Origin of the sequence: Rhodoferax sp., assembly GCF_012927445.1 — a bacterium.
GTDB lineage: Bacteria > Pseudomonadota > Gammaproteobacteria > Burkholderiales > Burkholderiaceae_C > Rhodoferax.
The window spans coordinates 42,798-60,309 of the sequence record NZ_JABBPD010000006.1 but is presented as its reverse complement, the minus strand read 5'-3'; the positions used below and the strand labels follow the sequence as shown (position 1 = coordinate 60,309).

Sequence of the window (17,512 nt, the reverse complement as noted above, 5' to 3'; positions counted from 1 at the left end):
TGCTTGTTATGCTTGGCCCATGTCTAGTTTGCTGATTGTTGAAGACGACGAATTGTTGCGCGATGCGTTAAGCGCCCAACTGGCCCAAGCCGGCCATACCGTCACGCCTGCCGCCGATGGCGCCATCGCGCAAGCGCTGCTGGAAACCCACCGCTTTGACGGTGTGCTGCTGGACCTGGGCCTGCCCAAAGTGAGCGGCATGGAGGTGCTGCACTGGATCCGGTTGCGCCTGCCGGCGCTGCCAGTACTCGTGCTGACCGCCCGCGACGGCGTGGACGACCGGGTGCAAGGCCTCAACGCCGGCGCCGATGACTACCTGACCAAGCCCTTCAGCATGGCTGAGCTGCAGGCCCGTCTGGGCGCCATGCTGCGGCGCGCCCGTCTACCGGCTTTTGGCGGCTCACTGGAGCTGGTCGCCGACAGCACGCGGCGGCTGCGGGTGGACGCCACCCTGCCGCAAGCCTGGCTGGACGATGAAGCAATGGAGTTGACGCAGCGCGAGTGGGCCTTGCTGTCCTTGCTGTCCTTGCTGGTCACCAACGCCGGCCAGGTGGTCAGCCGGGAAGATGTGCAGGAAGTCTGGCAATCGGTGCCCGGCGACGTGGTCGGCGTTGGCTCCAATGCGCTGGAGGTTTACATCCATCGCCTGCGCCGCAAACTGGGCGACTCCGGCCTGAACATCCGTAACGTGCGCGGACTGGGCTACATGCTGGAATCAGGCACGCCCTGAGGTGGCCCGACCTGCGTGCAAGCCGACCATTCAAACCAGACATAAACGGTGACCACAAGCAACCCGGCCCCATCCGGTCACGGCCTGTCGCTGAAACGGCAACTGCTGCTGTGGCTGTTGCTGCCACAGTTGGTGCTGTTGCTGGTCGGCGGCGCGCTGACCTACCGCATTGCCCTGAACTACGCCGAGAAAGGCATTGACCAGTCCCTCACGCAGTCGGTGCGCTCGCTGGCGCGCCAGGTCAAGCCGGTGGGTTCCGGCCTGCTGATCGACTTTCCAAGGGCCGCGCAGGACATCATCGAACAAGACCCGAAGGACCGGGTGAGTTACATGGTGTCGTCACCGCCCGGCAGTTTTCTGCTGGGCAACGGCAAACTGCCCGGGCCGCCGGACGGCGCCTACTCAGCGCCGGGTGAACCCTTGCTCTACAACGTCAAGGTGGACGGCAAGCCGATGCGCATCGCGCTGCTGGACGTCAACTACGGCGAGCCGAGCGAACCGCAAAATTTGCGGGTGCAAGTGGCCAAAAGTCTGGCGGTCCAAAAACGCATCACCGCTGAACTGGTGTCCGACATGCTGCTGCCGCTGCTGTTGCTGGGTGCGGTTTTGAGCGTGCTGGTCTATGGCGGTATTTCCCGGGGCTTGAGCCCCTTGAAACGGCTGCAGGCGCAACTGGGTGACCGGCGCGAATTCAGCCTGTCTGCCTTGTCACCGATCGAGATGACACAAGCGCCGCAGGAAGTGCATGCCCTGGCCGGTGCCGTCAACCAGCTGCTGTCGGTGGTGCGTCGCAGCCTCGGCCAGGAAAAGCGTTTTTTAAACGATGCCGCCCACCAACTGCGCACGCCGCTGGCGGGCTTGATCAGCCAGACCGAACTGGCCCTGGCGGAGTCTGACCCGCAAGCGCTGAAGAACCGCCTGACCAAGGTCCTGGCCGGCGCCCAGCGCAGTGCGCACCTGGTGCATCAACTGCTGTCCTTGGCGCGCAACGAGGCCGACGTCAAACTGCAAGCCCTGGACGCTGCGGCACTGGCGCGCGAGGTCGCGCGGGAATGGACACCACGGGCATTGGCCGCCGGTATCGACCTCGGCTACGAGGGCGAAGACAGCCTCCTGATTGAGGGAGAAAAAATTTTGCTGCATGAGGCCCTGAGCAACCTGCTGGACAACGCGATCCTCTATGCCGGCACGGGCAGCGTGGTGACACTGCGCGTCACGCAGTCACAGAATCAGGCCCAGCTGGAAGTCGAAGACAACGGCCCCGGCTTGTCGCCAGCCGATCTGGCACACGTTTTTGAACGCTTCTGGCGGGCCAGTGAATTGCCCGGCGGCTGCGGCCTGGGCCTGGCCATCGTGGCCGAGATTGCCCACCGCCATGGCGGCACAGCCACCGCGCAGGCCGTCTCGCCGCAGGGCTTGCGGATCAGGCTCAGCTTGCCGCTGACGGCTTGATTTGTGGTCCAATCTTCGTCCCGTGCGAGGGGCATGCAGGTCATGGGATACTGCGCCATGACCTCGCCTTCAGACCATTCATCTCACCTGGCCCCGCCGGCTAATCCGTCAGCGTTGTACCCGTCCGGGCATGAGCTGGACGTTAGTAAAAACCCTTGGAAACTGGCCCTGGAAAGTGCCGGCCAAGGCGTCTGGGACTGGAATGTGGTGACCGGTGAGCAGACGCACCCCGTCCTCTGGAAAGAGATGCTCGGTTATGCGGCCGATGAGATTGACCAGGGCTATAACGAATTTGTCACCCGCGTCCACCCGGACGACATCGCCCGTGTGCAGGACGCTTTCACCGCCTGCCTGGAAGGCCGCTCCAAGGGCTATGCGATTGACCTGCGCATGCGCTGCAAGGACGGCTCCTGGAAATGGATTATGTCGCATGGCATGGTGGTCAGCCACGACGCGCAGGGCAACTCCTTGCGCATGATTGGCACCCACACCGACATCACCGAACGCAAGCAAGCCGAGCAGGCGTTGCTTGAGCTGAACGCGCAGCTGATTGAAGAAACCCGGCTGCTGGAAACCACGCTGGCCAGCATCAGCCAGGGCATTTTCATGATTGAGGCCAACGGACGGGTCAGCACCTTCAACCCCAAGGCCTCCGAGTTGCTGGGTCTGCCCGAGCAGTTTCTGGCGACCCACCCCACCGTGCAAGAGATCGCTCTTTATCAGTGTCAACGCGGCGATTTCGGTCCTGCTGCCTGCCTGGTTGATCCGCATGCCCGCCGCTATCTGACGGACGGCTGCAGCGGCGCCATCCCCAACCACTATCTGCGCACCACCCTGGCCGGCCGCACGCTGGAGGTCAAAACACAAATGCTGCCCTCGGGCGGCATGGTGCGCACTTTCGCCGATGTCTCGGACTATGTGCAGGCCGAAGAAGCGCGCAAACGGCTGAACCAGTTGCTGGACGCCACCCAGGCCATCGCCCGGGTCGGTGGCTGGGACGCTGATATTGCCAATGACACCGTGTTCTGGACCGAAGGGATTTACCGCATCCTGGACACCTCGATCCAGGAATTCACCCCCACACCGGCCACCGCCAACCAATTTTTCACACCCGCCGCCAAGGCACTGATCAAGGCCTCCTATTCGGACGGCACCGATCAGCCGCAGCTGCATGATCTGGAACTGGAAATGATCACCGCCAAGGGGCGCCACATCTGGGTCCACTCCATGGGTACCACGACCTGGAAACAGGGCCAGCCCGTGAAACGCACGGCGGTGCTGCAGGACATTACCGAACGCAAACAGGGTGAGGCGGCCTTGCGGGAAAACGAGCAAATCTGGAAGCTGGCGCTGGAGAGTACCGGTGACGGCGTGTGGGACTGGGATATCCCGAGCGGCGAGAAATTTTTCTCGAAACGCCTGCTGGAAATGTATGGCTTTGGCGAGGCTGAACGCAGCAACCCCACCGACGAACTCGATTCGCGCATTCACCCCGAGGATCGGGCGCAAATGCACCGCGACCGCCAGGCCCATTTTGACGGACTGACACCGACCTACAGCAACGAACGCCGCGTGCGCTGCAAGGACGGCAGCTGGAAATGGGTGTTGGCCCGCGGCATGGTGATCAGCCGTGATGCCGAGGGCAAGCCCCTGCGCATGACAGGCACCCACACCGACATCACGGAGCGGAAAAAATCAGAGGCGCTGATTTGGCAGCAGGCCCATTTTGACGCCCTGACCGGCCTGCCCAACCGCAGCATGCTGCGCGACCGGCTGGAACAAGAGATCAAAAAAAGCAACCGCGACGGCCAGCAACTCGCCCTCCTGTTCATTGACCTGGACCATTTCAAGGAAGTCAACGACACGCTCGGGCACGACAGCGGCGACCTGCTGCTGATCGAAGCCGCCCGCCGCATCCGGGGCGCGGTGCGCGCATCCGACACCGTGGCTCGCATGGGCGGCGACGAGTTCACTGTCATCCTGAGCGACCTGACGGAGGCCAGCAGCCTGGAACGCATCCTGCAAAAGCTGCTGCAGGCGCTGGAGTCGGTGTTCCAGCTGGGTGATGAGCAGGTCTTTGTCTCGGCCAGCATTGGCATCACCATGTACCCGCTGGATGCGACCGAAATTGAAGACTTGTTCAAGCATGCCGACCAGGCGCTGTATGTCGCCAAGGGTGCCGGGCGCAACCGCTTCAGCTTTTTTACACCGGCGCTGCAAGAGGCGGCACAAACCCGGGTGCGCCTGGCGAACGACTTGCGGACCGGTCTGGCGGGCCAACAGTTCCGGGTGGTTTACCAGCCGATTGTGGAGATGGCCACGGGCGCCGTGCACAAGGCGGAGGCGTTGATTCGCTGGCACCACCCGACGCGCGGGCTGATCAGTCCGGCCGCCTTCATCCCGATCGCGGAAGCCAGTGGTCTCATCGTCGAGATCGGTGACTGGGTGTTCCAGCAGGCAGCCACCCAGGTGCAGGCGTGGCGCGCTTCGCTGTCGCCCCAGTTCCAGATCAGCGTCAACAAGTCGCCGGTGCAGTTTCACCACAGTGGCAGCGCCCACAAGCCTTGGTTCCAGCAGCTGCAAGCGATGGGGCTGCCGGGCGAGAGCATTGTGGTGGAAATCACCGAGGGGCTGCTGCTGGACAGCAGCGACAGCGTGGCCGACCAGTTACTGGCGCTGCGCGACGCCGGCATTCAGGTGTCGCTGGACGACTTTGGCACCGGCTACTCGTCGCTGTCCTACCTGCAGAAATTTGACATCGACTTCATCAAGATCGACCAGTCCTTTGTGCGGCACCTGGTGCCGGCGTGCACCGATCTGGCGTTGTGCAAGGCCATCATCGTGATGGCCCATGAACTGGGCATCAAGGTGATCGCCGAAGGCGTTGAAACCGAGTTGCAGCGCGATCTGCTGGCCGCCGCCGGTTGCGATTATGCGCAAGGCTACCTGTTCGCCCGGCCGATGTCCGCGCCGGACTTTGAAGCCTTCATGGCGCAACGGTAGACGCAGCTTAGGCGCCGCCTTACGCCACCAGCGCCAGCGCGCCGAAATCCCCGACGCGTTCACCCAGGCCGGCGGGCAGCAGTTCGCAGCCGTCGGTCAAGGCCGGCAATTTGCCATGCACGTAGGATTGCAACTTCGGCAGGAGCAAGGCACGGTGATGCCAAAACACACTGCCCCCAATGCTGATGCGCTGCAAATCCAGCGTCACGATCAGGTTGTACAGCGTGCGGCCCATGATCCGGCACATTTCATCAATAATGGCCGCAGCCCCCGTATTACCTGCGTAAGCAGCTATAAAAAGTGTAGCTGCATCGGGATAACCCAGGTGCGCAAAGCGGCGCGGGATGGCGTTGCCCGCCACCAGCGCTTCGACGTCGCCGACATTGCCGCAGCCACACAGGGCATCGTCGTTGTCACTGACAAAGAGGTGGCCGGCGTGGCCGGCATTGCCGTTCTTGCCGCGCAGCACATGGCCGTCCACACACAGGCCAACGCCAATGCCGGTGCTCCAGGTGACGTAGGCGCAGTTGGCCATCGGTTGGCCCTTGGTCTGCAGCGCGCCCCAGCGCCGCTCTGCCTCCAGCGCACCGATACCGTCGTTTTCCACCCGCACATTGGGGAAGCGTTGCCGCAGCGGCGCCTCCAGCAGCGCGGTGGTCCAGTCGTTCGGCAGACCACGCGCCTTGCCGGCCAGGCCACCGCAGATGTTGGGAGCGGCCAATTCCACCAGGCCCGCATTCAACACAAACGGCCCGCAAGAGGCCACCCCCACCGCCGCCAACGCGTCGGTCGCCACACCAGCGGCCTGACAACTCTCACCCAGCAGGCGGATGATTTGCTGGGCCAACGCATCGTGCGGCCCCTCCTTGGCGGTCGGCTCGGCGACCCGGCCGCGCACCCCTTGCGCATCGGCAATGCTGACGGCCACCTTGGTGCCCCCAATGTCGACACAGGCCACGGGCGCGGCCCCTGGAGACAGCTTGAATTCAGTCGCTAAAAATTGTGGGTTCATGTCCGTATTTCATCAGAAAGGGGGAACCCCGCCCGCCCGGTTACGGTGGCGTTACAACCGGGGGCTTGGTGGCACGCCTGTTGGCGCCCAAATCAAAGACGTTGCGCCAGCGCCCAGCGCACGATATCGGCCGCACCCATGGCACCGGCCTGGCGCGCCACTTCGCGCCCATTGGCAAACAGCGCCAGCGTCGGAATGCTGCGGATATTGAAGCGAGCACCCAAATTCTGGGCCGCTTCGGTATCGACCTTGACCAGCCGCATCTTCGGCTCCAGCTGCGCCGCCGCCTGCTCGAACGCCGGGGCCATCTGGCGACAGGGGCCGCACCACGGCGCCCAGAAATCCACCAGCAGCGGAATCTGGCTGCGGCTGATGTGGCGGTCAAAATTACTTTCATCCAGGGCCAGCGAATGCGCCATGAACAGCGGCTTGTGGCAACTGCCGCAATCGGGCGCCTGGGTCAGATTCTCGCTGCGCACCCGGTTGGTGGTATGGCAGTGGGGACAAACAATGTGCAGCGAATCAGTCATGGGAACACCTTTCAAAACATCAGATTAAGGCCAGTCCAGCAGGTTTCAAGCCCTGGGAATTTGTAACGGGTTTTGTAACTACTCAAGCCAATTTTAGGCAGGCAACTTCGATTTAACCGAAGCAGGGCTGAATGGTTTGGCTCAAGGTACGTCCAGGGTGACCTTTTTGTCCGCCTGTTGGGTTCTCCCCTGCAACCCGCAATGACTTCGGTGCGGGTTTGTTCAAGCCGTCGCTTGATGGTGGCTTGCTGGAGTTACGACTGTTTTTGTTGAGCTTCGATTGCAACTCTGCAACCTGCGATTGCAAGGCCACGATCTGTTTGGCTTGATCCTGAAGAATCGACCACAACAAACGAATCAGGTTGTCTTTCTCGTTGTGGCTGAGTTAACTCAGATCGGGTAATTCTTGCATTGCCGAGAATTGTCGCTTATCGCTTCAGGGGGTGAGTAGTTACGTGTCTTTTTAAATTAGACCACCACAAGTTTGGGGGGCTGTTCAAGCTGCAGACGTTTATGAGGGCACATTTATTCCATAAGAAGAAATCAATTCAGCAGTGCGGTAACAGCCACGTTGATGGCAAGCCCGCCGCAAATCAGCCAGGCGAACAGCACGGCCGCCAGCGCCAGCGGCTTGATGCCGGCCTTGCGGATGGCGGAAACATGGGTACTCAAGCCCAAGCCTGCCATGGCCATCGCGAGTAGCACGGTGTCGATGTCAAGCATCTGGCTCACCACAGCGTGGGGCAGCAGGGACAGCGAGTTCAGTCCCGCGACAGCGACGAAACCGAGCGCAAACCAGGGAATGACGATGTCGCCGCATTGCTGGGCCTGGCCATGGTCCCCACAGCCGTCCAATGCTTCGTGCGGGGATGAAGAGCGCGACAGCCAGGCCGACAGGATGACCAGGAACGGGGCCAGCATCATCACGCGCACCATCTTCGCAATCACGGCCGTGTTGGCCGCCTGTTCGCTGATCGCGTGCCCCGCTGCCACGACTTGGGCAACCTCGTGGATGGTCGAACCCGCGAACACGCCATAGGCTGTCGGCGACATGCTGACAAGGTCGTACTGCGCGTTCAAGTGGTACAGCGCGGGGTAGAGAAAGATTGCCAGGGTGCCGAATACGACCACGGTAGCCACCGCCACCATGACCTGCTCGGCGCGGCCGCGCACCACGGGCTCGGCGGCCATCACTGCGGCGGCACCGCAGATCGAGCTACCCGCACCAATCAACATGGCGGTCTTGCGGTCAAGCCCGAACACCTTTGTGCCCAGAAAGCATGCCAGCCCGAAGGTACTGCTCAGCACGGCGGCGTCGATCGCAACGCCGGCCCAGCCCACGTTGCCAATGTCCTGGAAGGTGAGGCGAAAACCATACAGGATGATGCCCAGGCGCAACAGATTCGCCTTGGAAAACGTCACGCCCGCACCGGTAACGGCGCTGAAACGGAAATACACCGTGTTGCCCACCAGCATGCCGAGCACGATAGCCAAGGTCAGCGCACTGATGCCGTTAGATTGCATCCAGCCGAACTTTCCCAGTTGAATGGATGCGCAGGCGATCGCACCGGTCAAAGCCAGGCCGGGCACCAGCCCGCGCCAGTGCGCCCGCAAGTCGTGATGGATATGGCTGACGGGCAAGCCGGTAGGAGCGCGGGATGCAGGCGTTGGGCGGGCAAAGGCGGACAAGGGGTTCTCCAATAAATCGTGTTCGAAAGACATGGAGCGAGTGTGCGGTTTCGTCATATATTAAACAAACGGATTGTTCGGCTATAAACTAGCTGAAAAACAGGTATGGAAACTTAAACTATGCGACTGACGCTGCGTCAACTCTTTATCTTCACGGCGGTTGCCGATACGGGTAGTACCATTGCTGCGGGGCTGCGTGTCGCGCTGTCGCAATCGGCCACCAGCTGCGCCCTGAACGAACTGGAAAGCCTGCTCGGGACACAGCTTTTCGACCGAATTGGCAAGCGTCTGCTGCTGAATGACAATGGACGTGCATTGTTGCCGCAGGCTCGGGCGCTGCTAGACGCGACGCAGGAGATTGAAGGGCAGTTCGGTATTGGCGCAGCAGGCGGTAAAGGCGTGCTGGCAACCCGATTGCGCGTCGGCGCAAGCACCACTATCGGCAATTACCTCTTGCCTGCGCTGGTGGCGAGTTACCAGCGCGCTTGGCCAACGGTGGGCATCGACGTGCACATTGGAAATACCCGCGAAGTTGCGTTGTCCGTGACCCGGCTGGAGGTCGATATGGGTCTGATCGAAGGTCCATGCCACGAGGCCGATCTGCTCGTGCTACCTTGGCGGGAAGACAAGTTGGTGATCGTCTGCGCCTCTGGGCACCCACTGCGAGACGAGGTGGCTCATAACCGCGTGACGGTAAAGTCCTTGCGTCAAGCGAGATGGTTATTGCGTGAGCCTGGCTCCGGTACACGCGAGGCGGTGGAGCATGCGCTTCTACCCCACTTGAACCACCTCAACGGTGAGATGCAACTGGGCAGCACCGAGGCCATCAAGCAAGCGGCGGCAGAAGGTCTGGGCTTGGCCTGCCTGTCCTTGTGTGCAGTGCAAGACCTACTAACGCTAGGCCGCCTGGTGGTCTTGAACACCACCCTGCCACGACTTACACGCCGTTTTTACCTGATTCGGCATCGCCAGAAACAGTTCTCGGCCAACCTGGAGCGCTTCGCCGCACATTGCGGCCCAGCGTGAAGCCAGGGTGGATGCTTGTTCCGGCGTGGTTCAAAAATGGCCGTTTTCGGGTAACACAGACGTGACCGTATCTCCCGCAGGATTTCGAGATTTATCGTTCGGTACGATGGAGTGGCGGCAGGCCTGTTGACCTGCGCCGGGTCAGCCTTGCTGCGGCTGCAGCGGGCCAAAACCCAGCATCGTCAGCCAATGCGGGTGCGCCTCACCCGTCAAGAGCTGGCGGGGACTTTTGCCAACCCGCTCAGGCACACGGCTGCGCAGGAACGTGCGGTGATTGAGGAAGAACTTCAGCAGTTCCAGGTACTGGCCGGCGAGTTGCCGGCGCAGCGTGAAGTAGTTGCGCAGCCTGGAATTCAGGTTTTCAACCATGGAGCTGCAGCGCGGCGTCTGGGCCATGGCCGGCATGACGGCCTCAAAGACATCGTGGCATTTGTGGCCCATTTGGGCGCACAGCCGGTTCCAGCCCTGCCAGAAAGCGTTGGATGTGTCGGGCTTGCGCTGCAACAAACAGGCTTGGCGCACAAGGTGGGCGCTTACCTCGTAGGCATGGGCGATGCAATCCAAGTGCTCGTCCAGAACTGCGGCGAACGCGAGCAGATCATCGCGCTGATTTTGCAGTGCGACGCGCACCTTCCTGATGCGCTCAGGCTCCAGGTACTCACGGGCGTGGATCTCCGCAACGACGAAATCGAACAGCTCCAGGCGCGTGGCCAACCCAGGGCCAGCGAGCTCCAGCACGTCGCGCTTGAGCCACTGCGTGAGCGTCTTGATGTCCCAGACCTGTGCCTGCCCGGCCCTCAGGCCAGTTCCCTGGTCCCCGATAAAGAAGTCGGGATCAAGGCCCTGGTCGCGCAGGCACAGCAAGTGAGTGGCCCAGGCGTCACCATCACGGTGCAGCTCAGCGGCAAGCAAATAACAATAGGTTGAACGGGCATCGACGCCGGCCAGCACCGGCTCGTTGCAGTGGAATATCTCGTCATTCAAGCCCACCCGAATGGCCGACAGGTCCTGAGCACAGTTGAGCTCCAGTGCACGCTTGGCAGCGCGTTGGAGCAAATTGTGTACACTGCCAAGACTGATGGACACGCCCAGCAAGTCGTGCACGAATTGCACCACCCCGCGGTAAGAGCTATGGCAAGTCAGGGTAAGGGAGACGACGAACTGATCGAGCCAGGCACTGGTCACCGGAATTGAGAACAGGACCTCTTCGCCAGCGCTGCTTGGCGCGAACGCCTCCTGCAGGGCGTCACGGGCTTTACCCTTTTGTTGGTAGAGGTACTTGCGGCTGACATCATTGGTGCTGGCAAGCTTGCTGAGATTTGCATCCTTGGCCAAGGTCTCAATGGCAAGGTCCATGCGCTGGGCTGGCTCAAGTCTGGCTGCTGGGCAAGAGGATGTGGTCATGCTGGAATTCTGTGGTGAACGAGGGACACTGAGTATCAGGGCGACCCACATTGGCGCCGAAAGACTGCTCAATTGCGTATCTGAAAACCTATCAAAGTGTTACCCAGGTTTGAACCACGCCCCAAATATTGCTTATTTCCTGAAGACCTGAACGCTTCTTCGCCTGGATGCAGAGGCTAAAAAGGATGTGGTTCCCGCCAACTTGAAAGCCGGGCAACTCGGGGCTAGGAATTCCAGCTCAGGTTGTTGCAGGCTTCACATTCCTCTTTCAACAGACCCACTTTGACCAGCAGGGAATGAACTTTGCAGCCGACGCAAAACCCCAGTACCGTTTCCATCCACATGAACCCGAGGCACACCCACACGAGGACCAGCGGAATCCATTTGGGCAGGTAGTTTCGGGTGGTCGGCAGCACGTCATGCGCCAGCACCCAGTTAACCCAGCCGGCAAATACGTCCGGATTAAAGAAGATCAGGCAAACCGATATAAAACTGGCACCGATGGACCACGCAAAGCGTTTGGGTGTCAGGGGCTTCCAGACGGGCGCATGGCCTTTGGCAAGAAAGCTGCTGATCAGCACGGTGGGGGAAAACCGGGAGGTGAAGACAAACATTCCCGACAACATCTCAAACAGTGCAAACCAAAGCACCATGGTCTGCGTTGAATAGTCCAACGTGCGTCGAATCGCCTCGACGCTGTAAAGAATGTGGTCGTCAAAATCCGTAGTGAAGGTATCCCTGATCGCATTGCCAGTGACGATCCAATGAGAGCCATACACGGCCTCGTACAGCGTCAACCCCATGTACAAGGGAATGATCAACAACAGGCCGGCACGAATTCGAACTGCAATATCGTTGATGTAGAGCGTGTCCGCGTCCGGGTCAAGGAACCAGAGTTTTTTGAAAACTTCCGGGATATATCCGAACGATTTATTCAATGACATGACGTACTGCTTTGAGTTGAATGCGTGATGGGCAATCTGCGACTTGCCAGGCACAAACCGAAAATTCTAGCCAAAAATCCTGTGGAGTGCCTGCCAACCCTCGTTGAGCAGGTCCACTTCGGGCGCTGTTTCTTCATGCCGGCAAAAGTGGACTTGATTGACACCGCCCGTTCGTTTCCTTGAGTTGGAAATTAGCTGGCTTTCACGGCCAAGACCGGGCATGAAACAGAGAGCAGAACTTCCTGGGCGACACTGCCCATAATGAGTTTGCCCACAGCGGTGCGTTTTCGCAAGCCAATCACCAGCACGGAGACCTGCAGAGAGTCGACCAGCGCTTCAATTTCGGCGACCGCACTGTTGCCTCGAACAAACTGCTTGAATGTTGCGTCGAGACCGGACTCCGCCAGTAATTTCTCGACGCGCTCGACATCTTGCACATCTGCTTTTGATAAATCTTCTTGCCTGCCGCCAGGACTGGCATTGACCACCACCAACGGTTCATTACGGCGTTTTGCAATTTCGATACCTTTGTCCAAAGCGGCTTGTCCTTCTGGACGTGGCACATAAGCTACGAGTATGGTCATGGTTGCTCTCCTTCTTTTTTGAAAAAATATGAACTGGGCATCACCCGCCTCCTCAGTCTCTGAGGCCTGGCGCCAAACGTTCACCACTCGGCGCTGGATCAGAAAAACAGCCTGATCCGTTGCCGGGAACAGGCCGCATCCGAGATAAGCAAGCTATTTCGACGAGTCTACCTAGCTTCTTGCTTCTTTCCTATATGGGTAAATACGAGGGTGCACCGCACCGCTGCCCCTGAAGAAGCAAACTTGACGGGCAGACCAACGCCTCCCAAAGCCGCGCCATCAGTGACTGCCGCGCTACTTGGACCAACAAAGTAGTCCCCTTGTACCAGCCTAGATCAGCTTGGAAACCAGACTGGCCAGCAAGCTGAGCACCAGGGTAGAGGCCAGCGGAATGTTCCATTCGCGCCCCAACAGCCGAAACGAAAAGTCACCCGGCAATTTGCCAAACCCCAGTTTATGCAGCCAGGGCGTGAGCGCGCTGATCAGCATCAGGGCGAAAAAGATAACGATAAACCAGCGGAACATGGCGGCCTGCGATTCCGGAGTTAGAGCGTGTGAGTGCGGTCGCCGTGCGAGAACCCGATGGCCGGCCACGGTTCGCCTTTGTACAGGCCGATGACCTTGAACAACTCGCCCATCTCATGCTCCATGATCAGCCGTTGCGCCATCACCCGCGCCGCCAGCGGAGCGGCGTCCAGCCGGGGCCCGATGCCGCAATTGATCAAAAACCGCGCCTGCGTGCAATAACCCAGCACATTCAAACCAGCCTCCTGCGCCGCCAGCGCAATGCCGGTGAAATTGACGTGGGCGGTGATGTCTTTCAGCCCCACATCGCTCAAAGGATCGGGGTCAGAACGGTGCCGCAGGTGACACATCACCGTGCCCATGTGGCGCTGCGGGTGGTAGTACTCGTGCTCCGGAAAGCCATAGTCAATCAGGAACGCCGCGCCCACGGTGAGCTTGTCGGCCAACGTGCGGATAAAGGATTCGGCTTGCGGATGGATTTCGGTCAGGTAATCGTGCGCGCCTTCAATCTCCAGCGGGGGGCGCAGCTCGGTGGGTCGGTCTTGCCAGGCAAACACGGGCAGACCGACGACCACACCGCGCTCGTACCAGACGCCGTTCACCCGGGCCAGCAGTTTCACCGGCATGGCATCCAGCACCTCATTGCCCACCACCACGCCTTGCAGGGTGTCGGGCAAGGCGCTGACCCACTGCACGACATCGGCGTACTTTTCCAACTTGTGCTGCTGGCGCGCCCGCAGGCTGCCGGACAAATCCACAATGTTGTAACGCTGCACGGGCTGGCCCAGCGCCGCCAGCGTTTCCAGCAGTTGCAGCGCCAGCGCGCCGGAACCGGCGCCAAACTCCCACACCTCGCGGGTCTGCGTCACCTGCAGGGCTTGCGCCACTTGCGCCGCCAGGGTCTGGCCAAACAGGGGCGTCATCTCGGGGGCGGTGACAAAGTCGCTGCCGGCCTCGGGCATGGCGCCGAATTTGGTGCTGTCATTGGCGTAATAGCCCAGGCCCGGCGTGTACAAAGCCTGCGCCATGAACGCATCAAAACCGATCCAGCCCTTAGCGGCGGCAATGGTTTGTGCAATGTGGGCCGCAAGGGCGCTCGTTAAACTGTAGGGTGTTGTCATATCAGCCTGAATTGTCCCCGAATGTCCGCCCCCTCTCCTCTCCGCACGGTTCTGGTCACCGGCGCCGCCAAACGCTTAGGTCGTGAAATTGCGCTCACGCTGGCGAAAGACGGCTGGCAGGTGGCCGTCCATTACCGCGATTCAGCAGATGACGCTACTAAAACAGTAGCTGACTGCGCAGCATTGGCGGGGGCTAGCGTCGCTTTTTGTGCAAATTTAATCGATGAGACGGCGGTGCGCAACTTGTTGCCGCAAGTCATCCGGCAATTTGGCCGGGTCGACGCCGTGGTCAACAGCGCCTCCACCTTTGAGCACGATACGTCGGCCAGCTTCAGCTTTGACGCCATGGACAAACATTTGCACAGCAACACCGGGGCCGCCATTATTTTGGCGCAGGCTCTGCATGCGCATGTGCTGGCGCGCGAAGGCACGGACCGCTCTTCGGCGCTTGGCCCCCGGGGCGTGGTGGTGAACCTGCTGGACCAAAAATTATGGAACCAGAACCCCGATTTTTTCAGCTACACGCTGTCCAAAGCCGCCCTGGAAGCCGCCAACACCATGCTGGCCATGGCGCTGAGCCCGCAGATTCGCGTCGTCGGGGTGGCCCCCGGCCTCACCTTGACCAGCCATCTGCTGAGCCAGGAAAAATTTGAAACGCTGCACCAGCTCTCCCTGCTGGGCCGCTCGTCCACGGCGGCTGATGTCGCCGCCACCGTGAAATTTGCGATCGACAATCAGTCTCTCACCGGCACCACGATCCTGGTCGATGGCGGCCAGCACTTGATGAAATTCGAGCGCGATTTCTCCATGCTGTGACGCCTTGCAGCCAACGAACCCAATCACCATGCCCCACATTTTTGGTCACCAGACCCTCACGCTCACCGGTTTGCGTTTTGACGCCAACCTCGGCATTCTTGAGCTTGAAAAAACCGCGCCGCAGCCGATTCAGGTCGACGCCGAGCTCAGCCTGGGCAAGCAGCCGCTGCTGCCGCACGATGACGACATCAACCGGGTGCTGGACTACCGCAAGGTGCGCCAGATCATCATCAACGAGTGCACCGCCGAACACGTCAGTCTGCTGGAAACGCTGATTGGCAAACTCGCCAACCGCTTGATGCAGCTGCCCGGCGTGCTGGGCGTGCGGGTCAAGATCGCCAAACTTGAAATTTTTGATGACTGCGAAGTCGCCATCCGCGTCGAAACCGGCCAGTGGTAACAATGACTGAATTGGAGAAAGAAAACATGAGTGCCGTCTGGACAGAAACCGAAGTAACGACCGAAGCCCCGCAGGCCGACGCCCCGGCCGCCAAGCAGCCCCAAATCGAGCGCGAAATCAACAAACTGGAAAAACGCTTGTGCCACCAGGTTGGCAAAGCCATCATGGATTTCAACCTGATTGAAGACGGCGACCGCGTCATGGTCTGCGTCTCTGGCGGCAAAGACAGCTTCGGCATGCTCGATATTTTGCTCAAACTGCAAGCCCGAGCGCCCATCAAGTTTGAGTTGATTGCGGTCAATCTGGACCAAAAACAACCCGGTTTTCCGGCGCACATCCTGCCCGAGTACCTGGCCAAGCTGGGGGTGCAATTTCACATCGAAACGCAGGACACCTACAGCATCGTCAAGAAGGTGATTCCTGAAGGAAAAACCATGTGCAGCCTGTGCAGCCGCCTGCGCCGCGGCATTTTGTACCGGGTGGCCGACGAGCTGAAAATCACCAAGATTGCGCTCGGTCACCACCGCGACGACATGCTGCAAACGTTCTTTCTGAACATGTTTTTTGCCGGCAAGCTCAAGGGCATGCCGCCGAAACTGGTGAGCGACGACGGCGGCCACATCGTGATCCGGCCGCTGGCCAATGTGGCCGAAAAAGACCTGATTCGCTGGGCCGATCACCGCCAGTTCCCGATCATTCCGTGCAGCTTGTGCGGCAGCCAGGAAAATCTGCAGCGCAAACAGATCGGCAACATGATGCGCGATTGGGAAAAACAATACCCTGGCCGCACCGAGACCATGTTCACCGCGCTGCAAAACGTGGTGCCTTCGCACCTGATGGACACCACACGCCACAACTTCAAGGACATCAAGACCACCGGCGTGCCGGACGCCGACGGCGACAAGGGGTTTGATGACGAAGCGTTTCCGGTGGCCTCCTTGCCCAGCCTGCAGGTGGTCAGCATCCGCTCCTGATTTTTTTGTAGCCACTTTGACGGGAGGTCCCATGTTCAGGTTATTCACTGCTATTTTTTTTATAGTACTGGGACTGACCGGCTGCGCCGGCATGCGGCTGGTGGACACCGACGTGCGCAGCTTTGCCACGCCGCCGGGCGTGCCGCTGGGCGCGACCTACCGGTTTGAACGCTTGCCGTCGCAACAGGCAGATGCCGCCCAGCAGGACCGCCTGGAGGTCATCGTGCAACAGGCGCTGAGCAAGGTCGGCCTGCAACGCAATGACGCCGCGGCCAGTTACAGCGTGCAGATTGCGGTCGGCATGAAAGTCGACCCCTATTCACCGTGGGATCGACCATCCCCAGGCTGGATGCCGGGTTTGAACCTGGGTTTTGGACTGCACAGTGGCAATGTGCTGCTCATGGGCAACGGCCCTTACATGCCCGGCTTTGGCATGGGCGAACTGCCCTACTACTGGCGCCAGGTCAGCCTCATCATGCGCAACCTGAGTACGTCCCAAGTGGTGTACGAGACCCACGCCGCCCACGATGGCCGCTGGGCGGACAGCGAGGCGGTCCTGCCCGCCATGTTTGACGCCGCGCTGCGGGATTTCCCCCACCCGCCGCCCGGCGTGCGCCGCATCCATATTGAAATCCCCCGTTGAACCCGACCATGACCATGCACGCCACCCGCATCATTGCCATTCGCCACGGCGAAACCGCCTGGAACGTGGACACCCGCCTCCAGGGTCAACTCGACATCGGACTGAATGCGACCGGCCGCCAGCAGGCGCGCCGGGTGGCGCTGGCCTTGAGCCGCGAGCCGATCAGCGCGATCTACGCCAGTGATTTGATGCGGGCCTGGGACACCGCACGCGCCATCGCCGATGCCACTGGTGGCGACCTGCAGGCAGTGACCGCTTTGCGCGAGCGAAATTTTGGCGTGCTGCAGGGCCAGACCCATGCCGAAATCGAGGCCAACTGGCCCACTGAGGCTCGGCACTGGCGCCAGCGTGACCCGCTCTGGACGCCTGAAGGGGGTGAATCGTTGATGGACTTGCGCGAACGCATCACCGGCGCCACGTCTGAATTGGCCGCCCGGCATGTTGGCGGGCAAATTGTGCTGGTCGCCCATGGCGGCGTGATGGACGCGCTGTACCGCGCCGCCACCGGTCAGGAGGTGCAGGCCCCGCGCACCTGGAACCTGGGTAACGCCGCCATCAATCGCCTGCTGTGGACGCCCGACGGACTCACGCTGGTGGGCTGGTCCGACACGCGTCACCTCGAAGACGACACGATCCTGGACGAAACCTCGACTTAAACC

The 17,512-nt window shown here is 60.6% G+C and carries 17 protein-coding genes and 1 pseudogene; 9 read left to right on the top strand and 9 right to left on the bottom strand.

Annotation, left to right across the window (positions count from 1 at the left end):
* The first annotated feature begins 19 nt into the window (after positions 1–19).
* The 3 genes from HHJ17_RS11520 to HHJ17_RS11510 are packed head-to-tail and all read left to right on the top strand — an operon-like array spanning position 20 to position 5,185.
* The gene (locus HHJ17_RS11520) at positions 20–730 is read left to right on the top strand and encodes a response regulator transcription factor (protein WP_296505842.1); all 711 of its coding nucleotides are present in this window, start codon (positions 20–22) and stop codon (positions 728–730) included.
* Positions 731–778: 48 nt separating this feature from the next.
* On the top strand, positions 779–2,182 hold the full coding sequence (locus tag HHJ17_RS11515; RefSeq protein WP_296502136.1) for a sensor histidine kinase: 1,404 nt from the start codon (positions 779–781) through the stop codon (positions 2,180–2,182).
* A gap of 57 nt (positions 2,183–2,239) precedes the next feature.
* Positions 2,240–5,185, top strand: a complete 2,946-nt coding sequence (locus HHJ17_RS11510; protein ID WP_296505840.1) for an EAL domain-containing protein — start codon at positions 2,240–2,242, stop codon at positions 5,183–5,185.
* Positions 5,186–5,204: 19 nt separating this feature from the next.
* On the opposite strand, the gene HHJ17_RS11505 is transcribed toward HHJ17_RS11510, so the two are convergent.
* The 4 genes and pseudogenes from HHJ17_RS11505 to HHJ17_RS11490 all read right to left on the bottom strand — a co-directional run bounded on the left by HHJ17_RS11505 (position 5,205) and on the right by HHJ17_RS11490 (position 8,449).
* Positions 5,205–6,197, bottom strand: a complete 993-nt coding sequence (locus HHJ17_RS11505) for an ROK family protein (RefSeq protein ID WP_296502139.1) — start codon at positions 6,195–6,197, stop codon at positions 5,205–5,207.
* A gap of 92 nt (positions 6,198–6,289) precedes the next feature.
* Positions 6,290–6,727, bottom strand: a complete 438-nt coding sequence (gene trxC, locus HHJ17_RS11500; RefSeq protein WP_296502141.1) for a thioredoxin TrxC — start codon at positions 6,725–6,727, stop codon at positions 6,290–6,292.
* Between the two features lie 142 nt (positions 6,728–6,869).
* Positions 6,870–7,091 (bottom strand): annotated as a pseudogene (locus HHJ17_RS11495) (DUF6444 domain-containing protein); the annotation flags it as partial.
* A 179-nt stretch (positions 7,092–7,270) separates the two neighbouring features.
* Positions 7,271–8,449 carry a YeiH family protein gene (locus HHJ17_RS11490; RefSeq protein ID WP_296502143.1) on the bottom strand — a complete coding sequence of 393 codons (1,179 nt, stop codon included), beginning with the start codon at positions 8,447–8,449 and terminating at the stop codon, positions 7,271–7,273.
* Between the two features lie 87 nt (positions 8,450–8,536).
* Between HHJ17_RS11490 and HHJ17_RS11485 the strand changes: the two genes are divergently transcribed.
* Positions 8,537–9,442, top strand: coding sequence for a LysR family transcriptional regulator (locus HHJ17_RS11485; RefSeq protein ID WP_296502145.1), 906 nt, complete (start codon positions 8,537–8,539; stop codon positions 9,440–9,442).
* Between the two features lie 141 nt (positions 9,443–9,583).
* Here the strand turns inward: HHJ17_RS11485 and HHJ17_RS11480 are convergent, their stop codons facing one another.
* The 5 genes from HHJ17_RS11480 to HHJ17_RS11460 all read right to left on the bottom strand — a co-directional run bounded on the left by HHJ17_RS11480 (position 9,584) and on the right by HHJ17_RS11460 (position 14,020).
* Positions 9,584–10,846 carry a hypothetical protein gene (locus HHJ17_RS11480; RefSeq protein WP_296502147.1) on the bottom strand — a complete coding sequence of 421 codons (1,263 nt, stop codon included), beginning with the start codon at positions 10,844–10,846 and terminating at the stop codon, positions 9,584–9,586.
* A 224-nt stretch (positions 10,847–11,070) separates the two neighbouring features.
* Complete coding sequence (locus HHJ17_RS11475) at positions 11,071–11,790, bottom strand: DUF4395 domain-containing protein (RefSeq protein ID WP_296502148.1); 720 nt, start codon at positions 11,788–11,790, stop codon at positions 11,071–11,073.
* A gap of 191 nt (positions 11,791–11,981) precedes the next feature.
* Positions 11,982–12,374 carry a universal stress protein gene (locus tag HHJ17_RS11470; RefSeq protein WP_296502150.1) on the bottom strand — a complete coding sequence of 131 codons (393 nt, stop codon included), beginning with the start codon at positions 12,372–12,374 and terminating at the stop codon, positions 11,982–11,984.
* Between the two features lie 330 nt (positions 12,375–12,704).
* Entirely contained in the window at positions 12,705–12,899 is a 195-nt protein-coding gene (locus HHJ17_RS11465) for a DUF2905 family protein (RefSeq protein ID WP_296502152.1), read from the bottom strand.
* Positions 12,900–12,919: 20 nt separating this feature from the next.
* On the bottom strand, positions 12,920–14,020 hold the full coding sequence (locus HHJ17_RS11460; RefSeq protein WP_296502154.1) for an SAM-dependent methyltransferase: 1,101 nt from the start codon (positions 14,018–14,020) through the stop codon (positions 12,920–12,922).
* Positions 14,021–14,041: 21 nt separating this feature from the next.
* On the opposite strand from HHJ17_RS11460, the gene HHJ17_RS11455 reads away from it, so the two are divergent.
* The 5 genes from HHJ17_RS11455 to HHJ17_RS11435 are packed head-to-tail and all read left to right on the top strand — an operon-like array spanning position 14,042 to position 17,509.
* Positions 14,042–14,836, top strand: coding sequence for an SDR family oxidoreductase (locus tag HHJ17_RS11455; protein WP_296502155.1), 795 nt, complete (start codon positions 14,042–14,044; stop codon positions 14,834–14,836).
* 28 nt (positions 14,837–14,864) lie between these two features.
* Positions 14,865–15,236: a dihydroneopterin aldolase gene (locus HHJ17_RS11450; RefSeq protein WP_296502156.1), complete on the top strand. Its 372-nt coding sequence runs from the start codon at positions 14,865–14,867 to the stop codon at positions 15,234–15,236.
* A gap of 26 nt (positions 15,237–15,262) precedes the next feature.
* A complete protein-coding gene (gene ttcA / locus HHJ17_RS11445) occupies positions 15,263–16,210 on the top strand; it encodes a tRNA 2-thiocytidine(32) synthetase TtcA (RefSeq protein ID WP_296505899.1) in 948 nt (315 codons plus the stop codon).
* Between the two features lie 31 nt (positions 16,211–16,241).
* Positions 16,242–16,853, top strand: coding sequence for a DUF4136 domain-containing protein (locus tag HHJ17_RS11440; protein WP_296505839.1), 612 nt, complete (start codon positions 16,242–16,244; stop codon positions 16,851–16,853).
* Positions 16,854–16,867: 14 nt separating this feature from the next.
* Positions 16,868–17,509 (top strand): histidine phosphatase family protein, encoded by a 642-nt coding sequence (locus HHJ17_RS11435; RefSeq protein WP_296505897.1) that lies wholly within the window; start codon positions 16,868–16,870, stop codon positions 17,507–17,509.
* Positions 17,510–17,512: the final 3 nt, after the last annotated feature.